Source organism: Archangium sp. Cb G35 (assembly GCF_001896145.1).
GTDB classification, from domain to species: Bacteria; Myxococcota; Myxococcia; order Myxococcales; family Myxococcaceae; genus Archangium; species Archangium violaceum.
In genome coordinates this window covers 70,896-88,424 of record NZ_MPOI01000013.1, presented here as the reverse complement: position 1 = coordinate 88,424, position 17,529 = coordinate 70,896, and the positions used below count along the sequence as shown (strand labels likewise).

Annotated in this window: 13 protein-coding genes; 5 read left to right on the top strand and 8 right to left on the bottom strand. The window is 67.6% G+C overall.

Translation table 11 applies throughout. The annotated features are described in order from the left end of the window. Window positions 1-243: 243 nt before the first annotated feature. From BO221_RS35040 to BO221_RS35030, 3 genes are all read right to left on the bottom strand, one after another. On the bottom strand, window positions 244-585 hold the full coding sequence (locus BO221_RS35040; protein ID WP_073565222.1) for an Rpn family recombination-promoting nuclease/putative transposase: 342 nt from the start codon (window positions 583-585) through the stop codon (window positions 244-246). Between the two features lie 116 nt (window positions 586-701). Next, window positions 702-1,202 carry a nuclear transport factor 2 family protein gene (locus BO221_RS35035; RefSeq protein WP_073565507.1) on the bottom strand — a complete coding sequence of 167 codons (501 nt, stop codon included), beginning with the start codon at window positions 1,200-1,202 and terminating at the stop codon, window positions 702-704. Between the two features lie 108 nt (window positions 1,203-1,310). After that, a complete protein-coding gene (locus tag BO221_RS35030) occupies window positions 1,311-2,102 on the bottom strand; it encodes a hypothetical protein (RefSeq protein ID WP_073565221.1) in 792 nt (263 codons plus the stop codon). Window positions 2,103-2,344: 242 nt separating this feature from the next. Here BO221_RS35030 and BO221_RS35025 point away from each other — a divergent pair, with 242 nt between their 5' ends. Next, window positions 2,345-4,150 carry a hypothetical protein gene (locus tag BO221_RS35025; protein ID WP_073565220.1) on the top strand — a complete coding sequence of 602 codons (1,806 nt, stop codon included), beginning with the start codon at window positions 2,345-2,347 and terminating at the stop codon, window positions 4,148-4,150. Window positions 4,151-4,165: 15 nt separating this feature from the next. Here BO221_RS35025 and BO221_RS35020 read toward each other — a convergent pair whose 3' ends face one another. The 5 genes from BO221_RS35020 to BO221_RS35000 form a co-directional block, all read right to left on the bottom strand. Continuing rightward, a complete protein-coding gene (locus BO221_RS35020) occupies window positions 4,166-4,909 on the bottom strand; it encodes a pentapeptide repeat-containing protein (protein WP_083681837.1) in 744 nt (247 codons plus the stop codon). Between the two features lie 68 nt (window positions 4,910-4,977). Further along, window positions 4,978-5,721, bottom strand: coding sequence for a pentapeptide repeat-containing protein (locus BO221_RS35015; protein WP_083681834.1), 744 nt, complete (start codon window positions 5,719-5,721; stop codon window positions 4,978-4,980). A 24-nt stretch (window positions 5,722-5,745) separates the two neighbouring features. Further along, window positions 5,746-7,347, bottom strand: a complete 1,602-nt coding sequence (locus BO221_RS35010; RefSeq protein WP_073565217.1) for an LVIVD repeat-containing protein — start codon at window positions 7,345-7,347, stop codon at window positions 5,746-5,748. 115 nt (window positions 7,348-7,462) lie between these two features. Next, a complete protein-coding gene (locus BO221_RS35005) occupies window positions 7,463-9,061 on the bottom strand; it encodes an LVIVD repeat-containing protein (protein WP_073565216.1) in 1,599 nt (532 codons plus the stop codon). A 115-nt stretch (window positions 9,062-9,176) separates the two neighbouring features. Then, window positions 9,177-10,778, bottom strand: coding sequence for an LVIVD repeat-containing protein (locus BO221_RS35000; protein ID WP_073565215.1), 1,602 nt, complete (start codon window positions 10,776-10,778; stop codon window positions 9,177-9,179). 240 nt (window positions 10,779-11,018) lie between these two features. Here BO221_RS35000 and BO221_RS34995 point away from each other — a divergent pair, with 240 nt between their 5' ends. The 4 genes from BO221_RS34995 (at window position 11,019) to BO221_RS34980 (ending at window position 17,506) form a co-directional block, all read left to right on the top strand. After that, a complete protein-coding gene (locus tag BO221_RS34995) occupies window positions 11,019-13,031 on the top strand; it encodes a membrane dipeptidase (protein ID WP_073565214.1) in 2,013 nt (670 codons plus the stop codon). 7 nt (window positions 13,032-13,038) lie between these two features. Next, a complete protein-coding gene (locus BO221_RS34990; RefSeq protein ID WP_073565213.1) occupies window positions 13,039-13,830 on the top strand; it encodes an SDR family NAD(P)-dependent oxidoreductase in 792 nt (263 codons plus the stop codon). A 314-nt stretch (window positions 13,831-14,144) separates the two neighbouring features. Beyond that, window positions 14,145-16,184: an AMP-binding protein gene (locus tag BO221_RS34985; protein WP_073565212.1), complete on the top strand. Its 2,040-nt coding sequence runs from the start codon at window positions 14,145-14,147 to the stop codon at window positions 16,182-16,184. A gap of 47 nt (window positions 16,185-16,231) precedes the next feature. Further along, window positions 16,232-17,506 (top strand): cytochrome P450, encoded by a 1,275-nt coding sequence (locus tag BO221_RS34980; protein WP_083681832.1) that lies wholly within the window; start codon window positions 16,232-16,234, stop codon window positions 17,504-17,506. The last annotated feature ends 23 nt before the right edge of the window (window positions 17,507-17,529 follow it).

Genomic DNA, 17,529 nt, shown 5'->3' with positions numbered 1-17,529 from the left:
ACCCACCTCCTGGGCGTGCTCCACGCCCCTTGCCTCCTGGCCGCATGGTGCGGCCCCGGGGCCTATCGCGCTTGCCGATGAGGCGCCGCGGGCTGCTTCCAGCAGCAACTTGATGGCCCTGCTCAGCCGCTCCTCGCCGTCCGGGGCTGGACGCGCATTCCACTTCACCTTCCAAACACGCTTGCCCATCCAACTCGCTTGGGGACCCCTGTCGCTGAGAGCAGAGGCTGCCTGGCCGATTGGCTACGCGCGAAGAAGATGGGCGCCTGGCGCGCTTGAAGACCCGGCGGTGGAGCGAGAAGCGGATGAGGTTTTTCTGGTTTGCGTCTTCGCGACGTCCACGCGGGATTGGTGCTCGACGAGGATGAAGGCTCGCCGCGAGCCGCCGCGCAGCCGGACCGAGAAGAGCAGGTCACTCCGGCTCTCCCGGATGGCGGTGTCCACGATGGTGGGCGACTGACTTCGCAGGGTGGACCAGTCCACCCGGGCGGCGAACCCCGGGGGCAGCAGCGTGTGCAGCAAGGCCGCCGCCCGCTCGGGGTGCTCCAGCACGTAGCGGATGAAGCGGTCGTGAGGTCCGGACATGGCCCTCGGCTCTGAGCACGAGCCGGGCCAATGCCACTGGAGAGGGAATCACGGTCCGGGCACCGTCCACGCGGATGGAAACCGTCTCCGCGCGAATCGTCCGGACACGTGCGCGGCTACTTGCCCTTCTTCTCCGTGCGCTTCTTCTCGTGGGCCTCGATGCGGTTCTTGAAGTCGTCCATCAGGTCGTTGGGAATGGGAATCGAGAGGTTGTACTGGGCGATCTTCCAGGTGCTCCCATCCTTCACGAGCACGCCCGAGCCGCGCGCCGGGCCCATGTTGGGCGTGGAGAGCGCCTCGTCGAACCAGGCCACCGCGCCGTCCTTCGAGAAGCTCACGTGGCGCGACACGGCGGTGAAGCTCCAGGCCTTGCCCTTGGAGAAGTAGGGCTTCGCCCAGGCGCGGAACTCATCGCGCGTCCAGCGCTCGGTGCCGTCCGTGCCGAGGTAGACGGCGTCGGGGGTGAAGTAGCCGAAGTAGCGGGCCTCGTCCGCCTGGGCGGCGGCCTTGTGCCAGTCGTCGAGCACGGCGTTCACGGCGGCCGTGTGCGTGGCGGGAGTTCCCGTCGCGAGCGTGGCGGTCAGCAGGGCGAGGCACAGCAGGGTCAGGGTGGGCATGTCGGGCTCGGAGTTGGACAACGTGTGGTGTTGCCAGACTTGTCCAACAGTTGGACAAGTTCATGAAGAATGCGCCCGGGAGGCGGATACACCCACCCCTGAATTCGTTCACTGCTCGAGCGAGCGCGGCATCGGTGGGGACGCCATGGAGGCCGTGAAGCACCTGCCCTGGTGCTCGTAGAGGTCTTCCGGGCATGGTGCCTTCAGCTCGTGCGGCACCCAGCAGGCGCCGATGAGCTCCACCTCGATGCGGGGCTTGCAGGGCGGGCGCCGCTGCCCTTTGTAGGGCTTTTGCGGAAGAGGACGGGCGAGCACGCCCCCATCCTGCTCGGTGTTCCAGATGGAACCGCTCGTGGGGAAAGGCTCGATGTCCGTTGGTACCTCCTGTGGGATGGACGCGGACGGGGTGCTCGCCCAGGGCTCCGAGCTGTCGGGTGGCGGGGATACGGATGCCAGGTGGAGCAGGGCGAAGGCCAGGGCGCCCACCGCGGCGGCTCCCGCCAGTGCCAGTCCCCGGCGCCACACGGGGACTGGCTCCTTGTCCTCGGGGAGGGCCCGGGACATGAGTCCCACTGCGTCGCGCACTTCCTCGAACAGGGACACCAGCGCCTCCGCGGAATACCTGTCGGGAGCGGTGGCCCAGCGCGAGTCCTCCACCTCCAGGGCCACGTAGCCCGGTGAGGCCGAGGAGGTGCACCGCACCCGCCAGTCCTTCAGCGGTGCCGTCTCGTCCCCGGTGGAGGGCACGAGCACCAGGGCCTTCGCCCCGCTCGTCTCGTGCGTGGCCCGGTAGAGCCCACCCAGGCCGTGCGCGTCCTGATCCACCTGCTCGTGGAGCTGGTACGGCCCCATCTGCTCCAGCTCCTCCCCACTCGACTCGGACTTCTTCCCCTCGTCCACGCGTGCTCCTCGCTGGCCTCCGCACCCGCACGAGGCCCGAGGTCCCTGTCTGCACCGGGCCGGGACACCGCTCCAGGAGCTACACGGTGGCACCTGCGAATCCTACTGACCGGGTGATAGCACCCGGCATACCTGGAGCGTCTTGCCCTTGGCCCTGTCGGGGAAGGTGCGTTGGTGCGTCCCTTGTCGCCGTGTGCCCGGGTGGGGGATCGTGATGGGGCTGTCCAGGAAGGAGACCCTCCATGGCCCCGAATCTTTCGTCTCAGACGGCTGGGCGCGTCGCACCCGTGCCCTCGAAGCAGACCGCCCGGGATGTCATCAACATCGTGGTCATGGTGGGCGGCACCGTGGATCCGATCAACAGCGATCCCAAGGCCCGCTCCGCCAGCTACCGCAATCCCAAGGTTCCGCCGCCCCCGGATCCGAAGAAGGACAACGATCCGGACTGGTACTGGGGGCTCAACAAGCCGCTCCGCGAGGAACTGGAGAAACTCCAGAAGAAGTACCGCAACCTGCACCTCTTCGTCGCCCATGGGTGGACCGGCGATAACTCGCCCACCAACCGGCGCATCGCCGGGGCCTACCTCGCGGACCGGTTGTGTGGAGCCAATGGAGAGAAGGCCTACTACCAGGGCTACCTCCACAGCGAGGTGTCCATCCACCTCATCGGCCACTCCCACGGCGGCAACGTCATCAACGAGTTCACCCACCGGGCGGCCACCTCCAAGCAGTGGCCCAAGAAGTGGAAGATTCGCAGCATCACCTATCTGTCCACGCCGTTCTTCAAGCGGCTGCACCCGGTGGACACCGGCGCCTTCCACAAGGAATGCCGCATCCTCAATGTCTACTGCAAGTACGACCTGACCCAGCGTGTCATCGCCGACTTCTCTCTCTTCCCTCTCAATGATGTGCTCAAGCAGGTCCGCGCCTCCGAGCTCATGGAGCGCATCGCCGAGGTGAAGTTCGACACGGGGCTCCTCCAGAGCGCCATGCTGTCCGTGGATGTTCAGCTCACCGGACGCAAGTGGTACGTGCCCGACCCCAAGGTGCTGATGGACGCGGAAGAGGGCAAGAAGCTCTACGACGGAGTGCTCGCCACCTTGAAGCAGGTCCACGCCGTGTTCGACAAGGCGCGGGAGATCATCGACAGGTTCAACCAGGGCATCGACTACCCGGTTCCCAAGGAACTGGACGCGAAGCTGACGAAGCATCGCCAGGTGATGAGCAACACGCTCGCCTCGAAGTTCCGCTTCCGGTTGGACCAGATCGAGCACGGGCTGGACAAGACGGAGAAGGCCTTCCAGGCCCGCCGCAAGAGCGGCAAGTTCCCGCATCAAGGTTTCTTCGAGGACCTGCACGTCACCGCCTTCCTCCTGCCGCTGGTCCAGTTCCTCTCGGTGGATCGCGCCAGTCTGAGGGGGCCGCTGTGGGATCTCGTGTATGAGTTGCTCAAGGATCAGGTCCATGAGTTCGACAACACGGAGACCACCCCCGCCGCCCAGCTCCGGGGGACGCCGTTCGCGGCCCGCATCGTGGATCTGCCCATTACGGAAAAGGACACGTTCTTCGGCCTGGGCAAGGATGCCGCCTTCAACAAGTTCATCTCGCGGCTGGAGGGCATCGAGGATCGCTTGACGGAGTCCCTCTCCCAACACGCGGTGATGGATCTGCTCTTCACGCTCATCGCCCAGATGGAGCCACTGAGGACCGCGGTGTCGAAATGGGCGAGCGCGGTGGACTGGTACGAGGGGATGTTGCGCAGCCAGGCCTGGGTGAAGTCGAAGCTGGGAACCCAGACGGATCAGGACAAGCTGGTGCTGCGGTTCGTGCAGATGCTGGAGAGCTATGCGCTCATCTTCAAGGAGCGCGACTGTGGGCCGATGCAGGTGAATGACCCCCGGTTGAAGCAGGAGGAGGGCGAGCCTCTCGTGGGCAGCATTCCCTACTTCGCCATCAAGGCGCACTCCACCAGCCGAAAGGACTTGTATCCGAAGGTGAAGGCAGCCCTGGAGGGCCAGTTCGATACCTTGCCGCGGGCGGGACGCTGAGAGGAGGCGTGCGGCTCACCGGGGGCGGGTGGGAATGCACCGCCCCACGGAGCCCTTCGCGCACTTGCTGTAGTCAGTCCAGGTGGCGCCCGACAGCCGCGCCTCCGTGAGGTCCGCCCCGTCCAGGTTGGACAACTCCAGGTTGGCGTCGCGCAGATCGGCGCCTCGGAGGATGGCTCCCTCGAAGTTGCAATTCGCCAGCGTGGCGGCTCGCAGGTTGGCTCCCGAAAGGTCCGCGCGCATGAGAAGCGCGCCTCCGGCGGGGACGTCGTAGAGATACCTCTTCTCGGAGCGGCGGTAGGGCCCGTCCGGCCCGTGCAGGCTACTGTCCTCCAGGTTGATGCCGCGCAGGTTGGCCCCCTCGAAGTTGGCGGACTCGCGGGTGACGGCGTTGCGCAGATCCACCCCTTCCAGGTTGGCTCCCTGGAACTGTGTGCTCCACAACCGGGTATCGTCGAGCCGAGCCCCGCGCAGGTCCGCTTGCCTCGCATCTGCTCCCTCCAGGCCGGCGGCTGTGAGGTCGGCGTTGCGTAGGCTCGCGCGGGACAGCTTCGCGCCCAACAGTCTTGCCCCCTTGAGGCGAGCGCCCTCGAGGTTCGCTCCTTCCAGCGAGGCGTCCGTGAGATCGCACCCCTCGCACTCGCGTGTCTCCAGCAGGCGCCGGACGGTCTTCTCGCGCTCGCTGAGGCACCCGGAGAGGGTGGGGCCCAGCAGGAGGACGAGGGGGAGGAGCCGTCCGAGGCGCATCGGGTGTCGCATGGCTCGGAGTCTACCCCGAGGGCTCACTTCTCGCGCAGCAGCAGCCCGCGAGAGAGGAGGCGTGCCGCTCACCGGGGGCGGGTGGGAAGGCACTGCCCCACGGAGCCCTTGCCACACTTGCTGTAGTCGGTCCAGGTGGCGCCGGACAGCCGCGCCTCCGTGAGGTCCGCTCCGTCCAGGTTGGCCTGTTCCAGATTGGCGTCGCGCAGATCGGCGCCTCGGAGGATGGCTCCTTCGAGGTTGCACTTCGCCAGGACCGAGAACCGGAGCTTCGCTCCGGTGAGGTCCGCGCGCATGAGAAGCGCGCCTCCGGCGGGGACGTCGTAGAGATACCTCTTCTGCGAGCGGCGATAAGGCCCGTCCGGACCGGTCAGGCCACTCTCCTCCAGGTTGATGCCGCGCAGGTTGGCTCCCTCGAAGTTGGCGGACTCCTGGAAGAGGGTGTTGCGCAGATCAACCCCTTCCAGGTTGGCCCCCTGGAACTGTGTGTGCCCCAACCGGGTATCTTCGAGCCGAACCCCGCGCAGGTCCGCCTGCCGTGCATCCGTGCTTTCGAGAAAGGCGCCGGTGAGGTCGGCATTGCGCAGGCGCGCGCGAGCCAGCTTCGCCCCCGACAGCTTCGCCCCCTTGAGGCGAGCGCCCTCGAGGTCCGCTCCCTCCAGCGAGGCGTCCGTGAGATCGCACCCCTCGCACTCGCGCGTTTCCAGCAGGCGCCGGACGGTCTTCTCGCGCTCGCTGAGGCACCCGGAGAGGGTGGGGCCCATCAGGAGGACGAGCGGGAGGAGCCGGCCGAGGCGCATCGGGTGTTGCATGGCCCCGGAGTCTACCCCGAGGGCTCACTTCTCGCGCAGCACCATCAGCCCGCGCGAGGTGTCCACCACGTAGATGTAGCCATCGCCGGGGATGCGGATGCCCATGGCACCATCGAAGTAGTCCCCCCGGCCCGGGTCGCTCTCGCGCCACGTGTTGTAGTACGCCACCTGGGTGGGTTGCGTGGGGTTGGAGACGTCCAGCACGCGCACCCCTTCCTGGTACCAGGCGACGTAGAGCTTCTTGCCCACCAGCAGCATGTTGTGGATGGAGATGGGGGCCCGGAGCTGGAACGAGCCAATCTTCACGATGTTCGCCGGGTCCGTGATGTCGAGCACCCGCAGGTGCTCGCCGGCGCCCTCGCCCCCCATGAAGGAGATGGTGCGGCCCGCGAAGGTGCCCACCGCGTTGTGGTGGCTGTACTGCCAGGGGTAGCTGAAGTTGCCGAGCGTGCGCAGGTCATTCGGGTTGCTCACGTCGACGATCTCGTAGCCCATGTCCGCGTAGTTCACGTAGAGCCGGTCCCCGATGGCGAACACGTCGTGCGGGTAGTACGGCAGGTGGGTCGCGTAGCGGTTGAGCTCCACGGGCGCCAGCGGCGTGGTGATGTCGAAGAGGGCGATGCTCGAGTTGGCCGTGGCGTAGAGCCGGTTGCCGTCGACGAAGACGGTGTGCGTGTAGAGTCTGTCGCCGGGCGCGCTGAGCACGAACCGCGGGTCCGCCGGGTTGCTGATGTCGAAGACGTTCACGCCCTTGGTCGAACTGGCCACGTAGAGCGCGTCCCCCTTGGCCCACACGCCATTCCAGTAGTTGTCGCCCGGCAGTTGGATCGTCTTCACCTTCACGGGCGCGGCCTTGTTGCTCACGTCGAAGACGGTGAGGCCGCCGGGCTTCGAGGCCACCATGGTGACGGAGACGACATAGGCGTGGCCCTTGGTGACGTAGATGTCCACCGGGTAGCCGATGTCCACGCGGCTCTCGGAGACGAGCTCCAGGCCCGAGGCCTCGCTCTCCCCGGCGCGCCAGGTCAGCCGGTCGGACTTGACGGTGGACGTGGAGACGAGCCTGCCGTTGCGGCAGAAGGCGTAGCAGCCGGTGAACTCGGGCGCCTGGGGCGACTCACAGGTGACGAGCGCCGTGCGGCGCGTGCCCCCATCCGCGAGGGAGACGTGGTTCGAGTACAGGCGGACGTTGCCCTCCCGCTCCTCGGTCATGGGCAGGTTGCCGAGGAGGGGGGTTCCACCATCGGTGGGGAGTTTGAACGGGATGGCGTTGATGAAAGGGGGGTCGCCCGCGGCCGGGCCCTCATCGCGGGAGGTCAGCAGGTAATGGCCCTCGGTGCCCGCGTTCACGAGCGAGTCCGTGTCGCACGCCGAGAGGTCGAACGTGCTCAGGTCGCAGGCGCCATTGCCGGGAACGAAGGTGCAGGCCGAGAGGCGGCCCAGGCCGCTCCAGTTGCCCGTCTCCTCGAGCGGAACGTAGCTCCCATCCCACTCGTAGCCGGTGGAAGCGTCGGGCCCTCCGGTGGACGCGTCCGGAGGGTCCGTGGGGCCCGAGGGCGGCGGGCAGCCGAGGAGGGTGAGGGCACTGGCGAGAAGGATCGTCCGGCGGGAGTGGGTCCAATTCATGGCGCGCGGCTCCGTATCGAGAAGAGACGCGCCATGCTTCCGGGAGGCATTTGCCCCATGCAAACCAGGGCTTCATCCGGCAAGTGTCAAGCTTTCCCCCTCGCCTTCTGTTGGCTCACTTCTCGCGCAGCAGCAGCAGCCCGCGCGAGGTGTCCACCACGTAGATGAACCCATCACCGGGCACGCGGATGCCCATGGCGCCGTCGAAGTAGGCCCCCCGGCCCGGGTCGCTCTCGCGCCAGGTGTTGTAGTACGCCACCTGGGTGGGTTGCGTGGGGTTGGAGACGTCCAGCACGCGCACCCCTTCCTGGTACCAGGCGACGTAGAGCTTCTTGCCCACCAGCAGCATGTTGTGGATGGAGATGGGGGCGCGGAGCCGGAACGAGCCGATCTTCACGATGTTCGCGGGGTCCGTGATGTCGAGCACGCGCAGGTGCTCGCCGGGGCCCTCGCCACCCTCGAAGGCGAGGGTGCGGCCGGCGAAGGTGCCCACCGCGTTGTGGTGGCTGTATTGCCAGGGGTACGTGAACGAGCCGAGTGTGCGCAGGTCATTCGGGTTGCTCGCGTCCACCACCATGTAGCCGCGGAAGGCGTAGTTGACGTAGAGCTGGTCCCCCACGGCGAACATGTCGTGCGGCTGCCCGGGGAAGGGCGCGTAGCGGTTGAGCTCCACGGGCTCCAGGGGCCTGGTGACATCGAAGAGCAGCACGCCCGAGTTCGACGCGGCGTAGAGCCGGTTGCCCTCGACGAAGACGGTGTGGACGTTGATGGCACTGCTTCCGCCAGGCAGGTTGCGGATGAGCTTCGGGTCCGCCGGGTCGCTGATGTCGAAGACGTTCACGCCCTTGTTGGCGCTGGCCACGTAGAGCGCGTCCCCCTTGGCCCACACGCCGTTCCAGTAGGTGTCTCCCGGTATCTGGACCGTCTTCACCTTCACGGGCGCGGCCTTGTTGCTCACGTCGAAGACGGTGAGGCCGCCGGGCTTCGAGGTCACCATGGTGACGGAGACGACATAGGCGTGGCCCTTGGTGACGTAGATGTCCGCCGGGTAGCCGATGTCCACGTAGCTCTCGGAGACGAGCTCCAGGCCCGAGGCCTCGCTCTCCCCGGCGCGCCAGGCCACCCGGTCGGACTTGACGGTGGACGCGGCGAGGAGCTTGCCGTTGCGGCAGAAGGCGTAGCAGCCGGTGAATTCGGGCGCCTGGGGCGCCTCACAGGTGACGAGCGCCGAGCGGCGCGTGCCCCCATCCGCGAAGGCGGTGTGGTTCGTGTACAGGCGGACGTTGCCCTCCCGTTGCTCGGTCAGGTGCAGGCTACCGAGGTTCGGGGTTCCCCCATCGTTGGGGAAGTTGAACTGCATGACGTTGGTGGCGAGGTAGCCGCCGGCCGGGTCCTCATCCCGGGCGGTCAGCATGTACTGGCCCCCGGTGCCCGCGTTCACGAGCGAGTCCGTGTTGCACGCCGAGAGGTCGAACGTGCTCAGGTCGCAGGCGCCATTGCTGGGAACGAAGGTGCAGGCCGAGAGGCGGCCCGGGTCGCTCCAGTTGCCCGTCTCCTTGAGCGGAACGTAGCTCCCATCCCACTCGTAGGCGGTGGAAGCGTCGGGCTCTCCGGTGGACGCGTCCGGAGGGTCCGTGGGGCCCGAGGATGGGCAGCCGAGGAGGGTGAGGGCACTGGCGAGAAGGATCGTCCGGCGGGAGTGGGTCCAATTCATGGCGCGCGGCTCCGTATCGAGAAGAGACGCGCCATGCTTCCGGGAGGCATTTGCCCGATGCAAACCAGGGCTTCATCCGGCAAGTGTCAAGCCGCCTCCCGCGCCTTCTGTTGGCTCACGGCTCGCGCAGGATGAGCAGTCCGCGCCAGGTGTCCACCAGGTAGATGAACCCATCACCGGGCACGCGGATGCCCATGGCGCCGTCGAAGTAGGCCCCCCGGCCCGGGTCGCTCTCGCGCCAGGTGTTGTAGTACGCCACCTGGGTGGGCCGCGTGGGGTTGGAGACGTCCAGCACGCGCACGCCCTCCTGGTACCAGGCGACGTAGAGCTTCTTGCCCACCAGCAGCATGTTGTGGATGGAGATCTCGGGGCGGAGCTGGAACGAGCCGATCTTCACGATGTTCGCCGGGTCGGTGATGTCGAGCACGCGCAGGTGCTCGCTGGGGCCCTCGCCGCCCTCGAAGGCGATGGTGCGGCCGGCGAAGGTGCCCACCGCGTTGTGGTGGCTGTACTGCATGGGGTACGTGTACTTGCCGAGCGTGCGCAGGTCATCCGGGTTGCTCGCGTCCACCACCATGAATCCGCGGTTGGCGTAGTTGACGTAGAGCCGGTCCCCCCTGGCGAACATGTCGTGCGGCAGCCCGCTGTGGGGCGCGTAGCGGTTGAGCTCCCTGGGCTCCAGGGGCGTGGTGACGTCGAAGAGCAGCACGCCCGAGGACGACGCGGCGTAGAGCCGGTTGCCGTCGACGAAGACGGTGTGGACGTTGATGGCGGTGCTGCCGCCAGGCAGGTTGCGGATGAGCTTCGGGTCCGCCGGGTTGCTGATGTCGAAGACGTTCACGCCCTTGGTGGAGCTGGCCACGTAGAGCGCGTCGCCCTTGGCCCACACGCCGTTCCAGTAGGTGTCTCCCGGTATCTGGACCGTCTTCACCTTCACGGGCGCGGCCTTGTTGCTCACGTCGAAGACGGTGAGGCCTCCTTCCTTGCCCAGGCTGATGGTGGACACCACATAGGCGTGGCCCTTGGTGACGTAGATGTCCGACGGGTAGCCCGTGTCCACGTGGCTCTCGGAGACGAGCTCCATGGCCGAGGACTCGGACTCACCGGCGTGCCACTTCAGCCGCTCGGCCTTGAAGGTCTCCATCACGAGGAGTCTCCCGTTGCGGCAGAAGGCAGTGCAGCCGGTGAAGGCGGGCGCCTGGGGAGCCTCGCAGGTGGCGAGTAGCGTGCCGAACCAGCCCCCATCCGGGAAGGTGCGCCTGGACGCGTAGAAGCGCGCGTTCCCGTCCCGCTCCTCCTGGGTGATGGGCTCGGCGTTGAGGTACTGGGTGCCGCCGTCACTCCTGAGCACGAGGCTCGCGGTGAAGAGGGAGGGGGGCTCGTCCACGGAGCGGGTGGTCAGCATGTACTGGCCATCCGTGCCCGCGTTCGCGAGCGAGTCCTTGTCGCACGCCGAGAGGTCGAAGACGCTGAAGTCGTTGCAGGGGCCGCCGTAGTCGGCGGTGGTGAAGGTGCAGGACGACAGGGAGCCCGGGTCCGGCCATGGATTGCCCGTCTCCTCGAGCGGGACGTAACCCCCATCCCACTCGTCGCTGGCGTCGGGAGTGGAGGCGTCGGGAGTGGAGGCGTCCGGCGTGCCGGGTGTGGGCGATGGACAACCCAGAAGCGTGACGGCGCAGACGAGCAGGGGGGCCCAGGAGAGGCGATTCCAGGTCATGCGGACAGCTCCCGTGGTGAGGGGGTCTCACATGGTCCGGGATATGTGCTCTCCCGCGCAATCGGGCGAGCCATCTGGCCCGTGTCGATCCGGGCCCTTTCCCGGTCCCTCTCTTTCTTGCTCTTTGTGAAAGGCTGACGGACTGCACGTCCTGGCTGGAAATGATGGGTTGATTCCTGTTATTCTTCTAATTTCCGTCATTGCGGGAATCCTCTTCTCATTGCCCTGGAGTGGCAGTCCATGCTGCGTCGTTCTTCTTTGTTGTTTTCCGCGCTCCTGTTGTTCCAGGCGTGCAACCCGGTGACCGAGGAGTCGCCGGCCGCCGCACCCGAACCCGTGGCCGCCGCCGAGCAGAAGCTGGCGGTGCCGGGCTTCGCCGAGCTGCACCACCACATGTTCGCCGAGGAAGCCTTCGGCGGCGGCTGGTTCCACGGCAGTCACACGGGCACGCTGGTGAGCTGTGACGGAGGCGCGCCCGAGAGTGACCATGCCCGCGTGCGCATGGACCTGAGCAACATGCTCAACCTGTGCCCCAACTCGGGGTCGGTGAATCTGGGCGGCGTGCCGCTGCTGTCGGCGCTCTTCGGTGTGGGCGGGGCGGTGGCCTCGGAGTTCATCGGGAAGATCGAGGGGACGGAGGGAGACACGGGCCTGCACCTGGGCCGCAAGGAGCTGAACACGCAGTGGCCGCGCTGGGACACCATCGCCCACCAGCAGGCGTGGGAGGGCTGGCTGCGGCAGGCGCACCAGGGAGGTATGTCGCTGGTGACGGTGTCGCTGGTGAGCAATGGCTTCCTGTGCAGCGCCCTGCCCTACCAGAACCTCAACCGCCCCTGCGACGAGATGGCGGACGTCGAGGTGCAGCTGCAGATGGCGCGTGACTTCGACGCGCGCACGGACTGGGCGGAGATCGCCCTGTCGCCCGCGCACGCGCGGCAGATCATCGGGGCCGGCAAGCTGGCCATGGTGCTCTCCATCGAGGTGAGCAAGCTGTTCGGCACGAAGGACTGGCGCTCGGAGCTCAACCGCTTCTACTCGCTGGGGGTGCGCTCGCTGCAGCCGGTGCACCAGCTGGACAACCGCTTCGGCGGCGCGGCGCTGCACAACGTCATCTTCCAGGCCGCGCAGTTCCTGGAGAACTGCTACATCGACTACGACTGCGGTGCCACGGGCAACGGCTTCACGCTGGGCTTCGACGTGGACGCCAACTGCCGCAACACCAAGGGCCTGACGGCGGAAGGCAAGGCGCTGGTGCAGGAGATGATGGCCAAGGGCATGCTCGTGGACATCGCGCACATGTCCGAGCGCGCCGTGCAGGACACCTTCGCGCTGGCGCAGGCCAATACCTATTACCCGCTGTACGTCTCGCACGGCCACTTCCGCGAGGTGATGAACCCGGAGCTGGCGAAGACGGAGAAGACGACGCCGGCGTGGGTGGTGCGCTACCTGCGGCAGACGGGCGGCATCTTCGGCCTGCGCACGGCGCATGACGAGACGCGGACGTACACGCGGACATCCGTGGCCAACAGCTGCCAGGGCTCGACGCGCTCGCTGGCGCAGGCATACGAGTTCGGCCGGCAGGGCCTGAAGGTGCCCATGGCGTTTGGCGCGGACTTCAACGGCTTCATCCAGCAGACGCGGCCGCGCTTCGGCGACCACGGGGCGTGCTCGGCGGGCTTCAAGGCCGAGGCGGACGCGCAGGCCAACCAGCAGCGCCTGACGGGGCCGGCGCGCCTGGGCACGGACTTCGACGTGTACGGCCTGGCGCACGTGGGCCTGCTGCCGGACGTGGTGCGCGACCTCAAGCAGTTGGGCGTCAACACCACGGGCCTCGAGGGCTCCTCGGAGTCCTTCCTGCGCACGTGGGAGCGCGGCCTGTCCGTGCGCTCGGGCATGGCGGACGCGGCGGCGGACATCGACACCAGCGGCGTGGAGGCCTACGTGGAGAAGTCCACCCGCGAGGCACAGTACCCCACGGTGTGCGGCAAGGCGTACGCGCCGGACTCCAAGCTGCTGGGCCAGACGTGCCGCTTCAACGAGGAGTGCGTCAGCGACAAGTGCACCTCGCTGGATTGCGGCAACATCAAGGGCACCTGCATCTGCGATGGGGACAACGACTGCGCCAGCGGCCAGTACTGCGGATGGGGTCTCAACACCGGCATCTGCCAGAACAAGAAGGCGCGTGGCGCGCTCTGCGCGGAGAACCGCGAGTGCCTCTCGGGCACCTGCCGCTGGACGTTCACGTGTGGCTGAGCCGGTCATGAGCGGCTTGAAGGACAAGGTCGTCATTGTCACGGGCGCCAGCTCGGGCATCGGCTGGGCCACGGCCCTCTCGCTCGCGTCCGAGGGCGCCCGGGTCGTCGCCAGCGCGCGGCGCGAGGCCCGGGGCCAGGCGCTCCTCGCCCTCATCCGCGAACGGGGGGGCGAGGCCACCTGGGTCACCGCCGACATGCAGTCCGAGCGTGACGTCCAGGCACTCGTCCAGGCCGCCGTCTCCACTTACGGCCGGCTGGATGGGGCCTTCAACAACGCCGGGAGCAGCCTCACCCGGCCGCTCCTGGAGATGACCAACGCGGACTACGACGCCGTCATGAACACCAACCTGCGCGGCGTCTTCTGGTGCATGAAGTACCAGCTCCAGGCCATGCTCGCGGGCGGCGGAGGCTCCATCGTCAACTGTGCCTCCGTGAGTGCCTCGCGCGCCCTGCCCGGGCTCTCGGCCTACAGCGCTTCCAAGGCGGGGCTCGTCGCCCTCACGCGGAGCGCCGCCGTCGAGCTCGCGCAGAAGGGCATTCGCGTCAACGCGGTGAGCCCCGGCGTCGTCGAGTCGGAGATGGCCACCGAGGGCTGGCGTCTCCACGAGCGCATGGGGCGCACCTTCGCCGCCTCGCTCCACCCGATGAACCGCGTGGGTACTCCCGAGGAAGTGGCCTCCCTCGTGGCCTTCCTCCTCGGCGACAAGGCCTCCTTCATCACCGGTCAGGACATCGCCGTGGACGGGGGCTTCTGCGCGGCCAGCGTCGCCGCCACCCTCATGGCCCGCGGCCGCTGACGTGCCCCGCCCCCGGCCCCGCCACCCGCTCCTTCCGGGCGGCGGGGTCCCCGGCCTCCTTTCTCATATTCTCGCAAGACGCACCGCGTCTACATCGTCTGCTTTTGTGCGCTATTGTGGACTTGCGGTAAAATTCCGTTCACTGGTTGTCTTGTCCGTCCTGGATTGGTACAACTTCTGGAAAGCAAGCCACTGCTTCGGATGCGTGGGGCTCCGTTCTTCCCGTTTTTGAACGGTGACGGCCTCCGTCCGCTGCCGTGTTGACTGGATTCATGTGGGTGTAGCACCTGCCTGTTTGACGGGAGACGTGTATCGTGGCCTCCGCATCCATCGAAGGCGTCGGATTCCGCAACCTCATCGAGCTGGTGCGAGAGCGCGCCGAGCGCCATCCAGACCGGAAGGCGTACCTCTTCCTGGAGGATGGAGAGAGCGAGTCGCAGGCGCTGACGTTCGGTGAGCTGCAGCAGCGCGTGCTGGCGGTGGCGGCGCGGTTGCAGGCGCTCGGAGCGGCGGAGCAGCGCGCGCTGTTGCTGTATCAGCCGGGCCTGGATTTCATCATCGCGTTCCTCGGCTGCGTGTGCGCGCGGGTGGTGGCGGTGCCGGCGTATCCCCCGCGCAACAACCAGAACCTCAACCGGCTGCGGACCGTCATCGAGGACGCGGGCGCGGGTTGGGTCCTCACCACGTCCTCGCTGATGTCCAACCTGGGGACGCAGTTCCAGCGCGTTCCGGAGCTGGGCTCGCTGCGCTGGCTGTCCACGGACGACATTCCCACGCAGGAGCGGGAGGCCTGGAGGGCGCCGGAGGTGAGCGGCGACACGCTCGCGTTCCTCCAGTACACCTCGGGCTCCACGGGCACGCCCAAGGGCGTGATGGTGTCCCACGGGAACGTGCTGCACAACGAGCGGATGATCGAGCTCACCTTCGGGCACAGCGAGCGCACCATCTTCGCCGGTTGGTTGCCGCTGTTCCACGACATGGGGCTCATCGGCAACGTGCTGCAGCCGCTCTACCTGGGCATCAAGTCCGTGCTGATGCCGCCCGCAGCCTTCATCCAGAAGCCCGCGCGGTGGCTGCACGCCATCTCCCGCTACCGGGCCACGACGAGCGGCGGGCCCAACTTCGCGTATGACCTGTGCGCCCGCAAGGTGTCTCCCGAGCAGCGGGTGGGGTTGGATTTGAGCAGTTGGGAGGTGGCGTTCAACGGCGCCGAGCCCGTGCGCGCCAGCACGTTCGTGCGCTTCACGGAGACCTTCAAGGACTACGGTCTGAAGCCCTCGGCGTTCTACCCGTGCTACGGCATGGCCGAGACCACGCTGGTCGTCTCCGGCGGTTCCGCGGCCAGGCCCATCATCCGCAACGTGGAGGCGACGGCGCTGGAGGAGGGGCGGGTGGTGGAGGTGGATGGTGGGCCCGCGGGTCCCGGGGGCGACGGCACGCGCGCGCTCGTGAGCTGCGGCCGGAGCTGGCTGGAGACGGTGCGGGTGGTGGACCCCACCACGTGCACGGCATGCCCCGAGGACCGGGTGGGCGAGGTCTGGGTCTCCAGTGGCAGCGTGGCCCAGGGCTACTGGAACCGGCCGCAACAGACGGAGGAGTCCTTCCGGGCGCGCCTGGCGGACACCGGCGAGGGCCCCTTCCTGCGCACCGGGGACCTGGGGTTCTTCCGTGGCGAGGAGCTCGTCATCACCGGCCGCTTGAAGGACGTCATCATCATCCGCGGCCGCAATCACTATCCGCAGGACATCGAGCAGACGGTGGAGGAGTGCCACCCGGCGCTCAAGGCCAGCGGCGGGGCCGCGTTCTGCGTCGAGGTGGAGGACGAGGAGCGGCTCGTCATCCTCCAGGAGGTCGAGCGCAGCTACCTGCGCAACCTGGACGTGGCGGACGTGACCGCCAGCATCCGGCAGGCCGTCGCGGAGCAGCACGAGCTCCACGTCCACGCCGTGGTGCTCATCAAGACGAGCAGCATCCTCAAGACCTCCAGCGGGAAGATTCAGCGGCAGGCCTGCCGCAAGGCCTTCCTCGAGGGGACCCTGAGCGCCGTGGGGCAGTGGGTGGAGAACCTCCACGCCGAGCAGCGCGCGGCCCCGGCGGTGCAGCAGGGCGTGTACACCGAGGAGGCCATCCAGAACTGGCTGCTCGGCCGCATGGCCCAGTACCTCGGTGTCAACGCGGAGGAGATCGACGTGAAGGATCCCTTCGCCCGCTACGGCCTGGACTCGGCGGTGGCGGTGAGCCTCACGGGCGAGCTGGCCGGGTGGTTGGGCCGGGAGTTCGAGCCCACCCTGTTCTGGGAGCACCCCAGCGCGGAAGTGCTGGCCCGTCACCTGGTCAATGAACTGAAGCAGTGAGCCCTGACGCGGCCGGCCGCGAGGCCTGGCCGTGAGGAGGAGCATCCGTGGAGCTGTTGGACCAGCCCGCCGTGAACGGTGGAGCCGGGAGCGGTGTGCCGCGCGCTCCCGTCAAACTCAACCTCTTCGACCCCGCCTTCCATGCGGACCCGTATGAGGTCTACGCCCGCCTCCGCGAGGAGGATCCGGTCCACCGGACCATCATGGGCGCCTGGGTCATCACCCGCTACGCGGATGTGAAGACGCTGCTGCGGGACAACACCTTCGGCGTCTTCGACATCCCCACGCGCATCGAGCGCAAGAGCCCGTTCCTCGAGAAGAAGAACATGGGCGAGCTGCGCACGCTCGCCCAGGCCATGCGCCGCTGGCTCATGCTGTGCGATCCGCCCGACCACACGCGCCTGCGCAGCCTGGTCAACCGCTCCTTCACCCCGGGGGCCGTCGAGTCCCTGCGCCCGCGCGTGCAGGAGATGGTGGACCGGTTGCTGGCCCGCGTGCGCCATACCGGCAGGATGGACATCGTCAACGACCTGGCCTGCCCGCTGGCCGTGACGATGATCGCCAGCATGCTCGGGGTGCCCGAGGAGGCACATGCCTCGGTGACGCGCTGGGCCGATGGCCTGTCGCGCGTGTTGGATCCGCTGCGCTCGCTCGAGCAGTACGCCGAGATGAACAACGTGGCGCAGGAGTTCCTCGCCTACTTCCGGGAGCTCTTCGCCGAGCGCCGGCGCCACCCGCGCGAGGACCTCATCAGCAGCCTCATCGCCGTCACGGACCAGGGCGACAAGCTCACCGAGGATGAGATGCTCTCGGTGTGCATGCTGCTGTTCATCGCGGGCGAGAAGACGACGGTGAACCTCATCGGCAACGGCACCCTGGCGCTGCTCAGGAACCGGGGCGAGATGGAGCGGCTGCGGGAGGACCCCTCCCTCATCCGCGGCGCCATCGACGAGATGCTCCGCTACGACAGCCCGGTGCAGCTCAACACGCGCGTGCCCAAGAAGGACGTCACCCTGCACGGGAAGACGATTCCCGCGGGGGATTTGATCTACTTCTCGCTGGGCTCGGCCAACCGCGACCCCACCCAGTTCCCCGACCCGGACCGGTTCGACATCACGCGCCGCGAGAAGGGCCACCTCGCCTTCTCCGGTGGCATCCACTACTGCCTGGGCGCGGCGCTGGCCCTCGTCGAGGGGCAGGTCGCCTTCAGCACGCTCGTGCGCGAGTTCCCCGACATGGCGCTCGTGCCCGGGGAAATCGACTGGCAGAAGGAAATCATCTTCCGCGGTCCGCAGACGCTCCCCGTCACGTTCAGCCCCTGACGGGCCCGTGAGCCGGGGGGCTC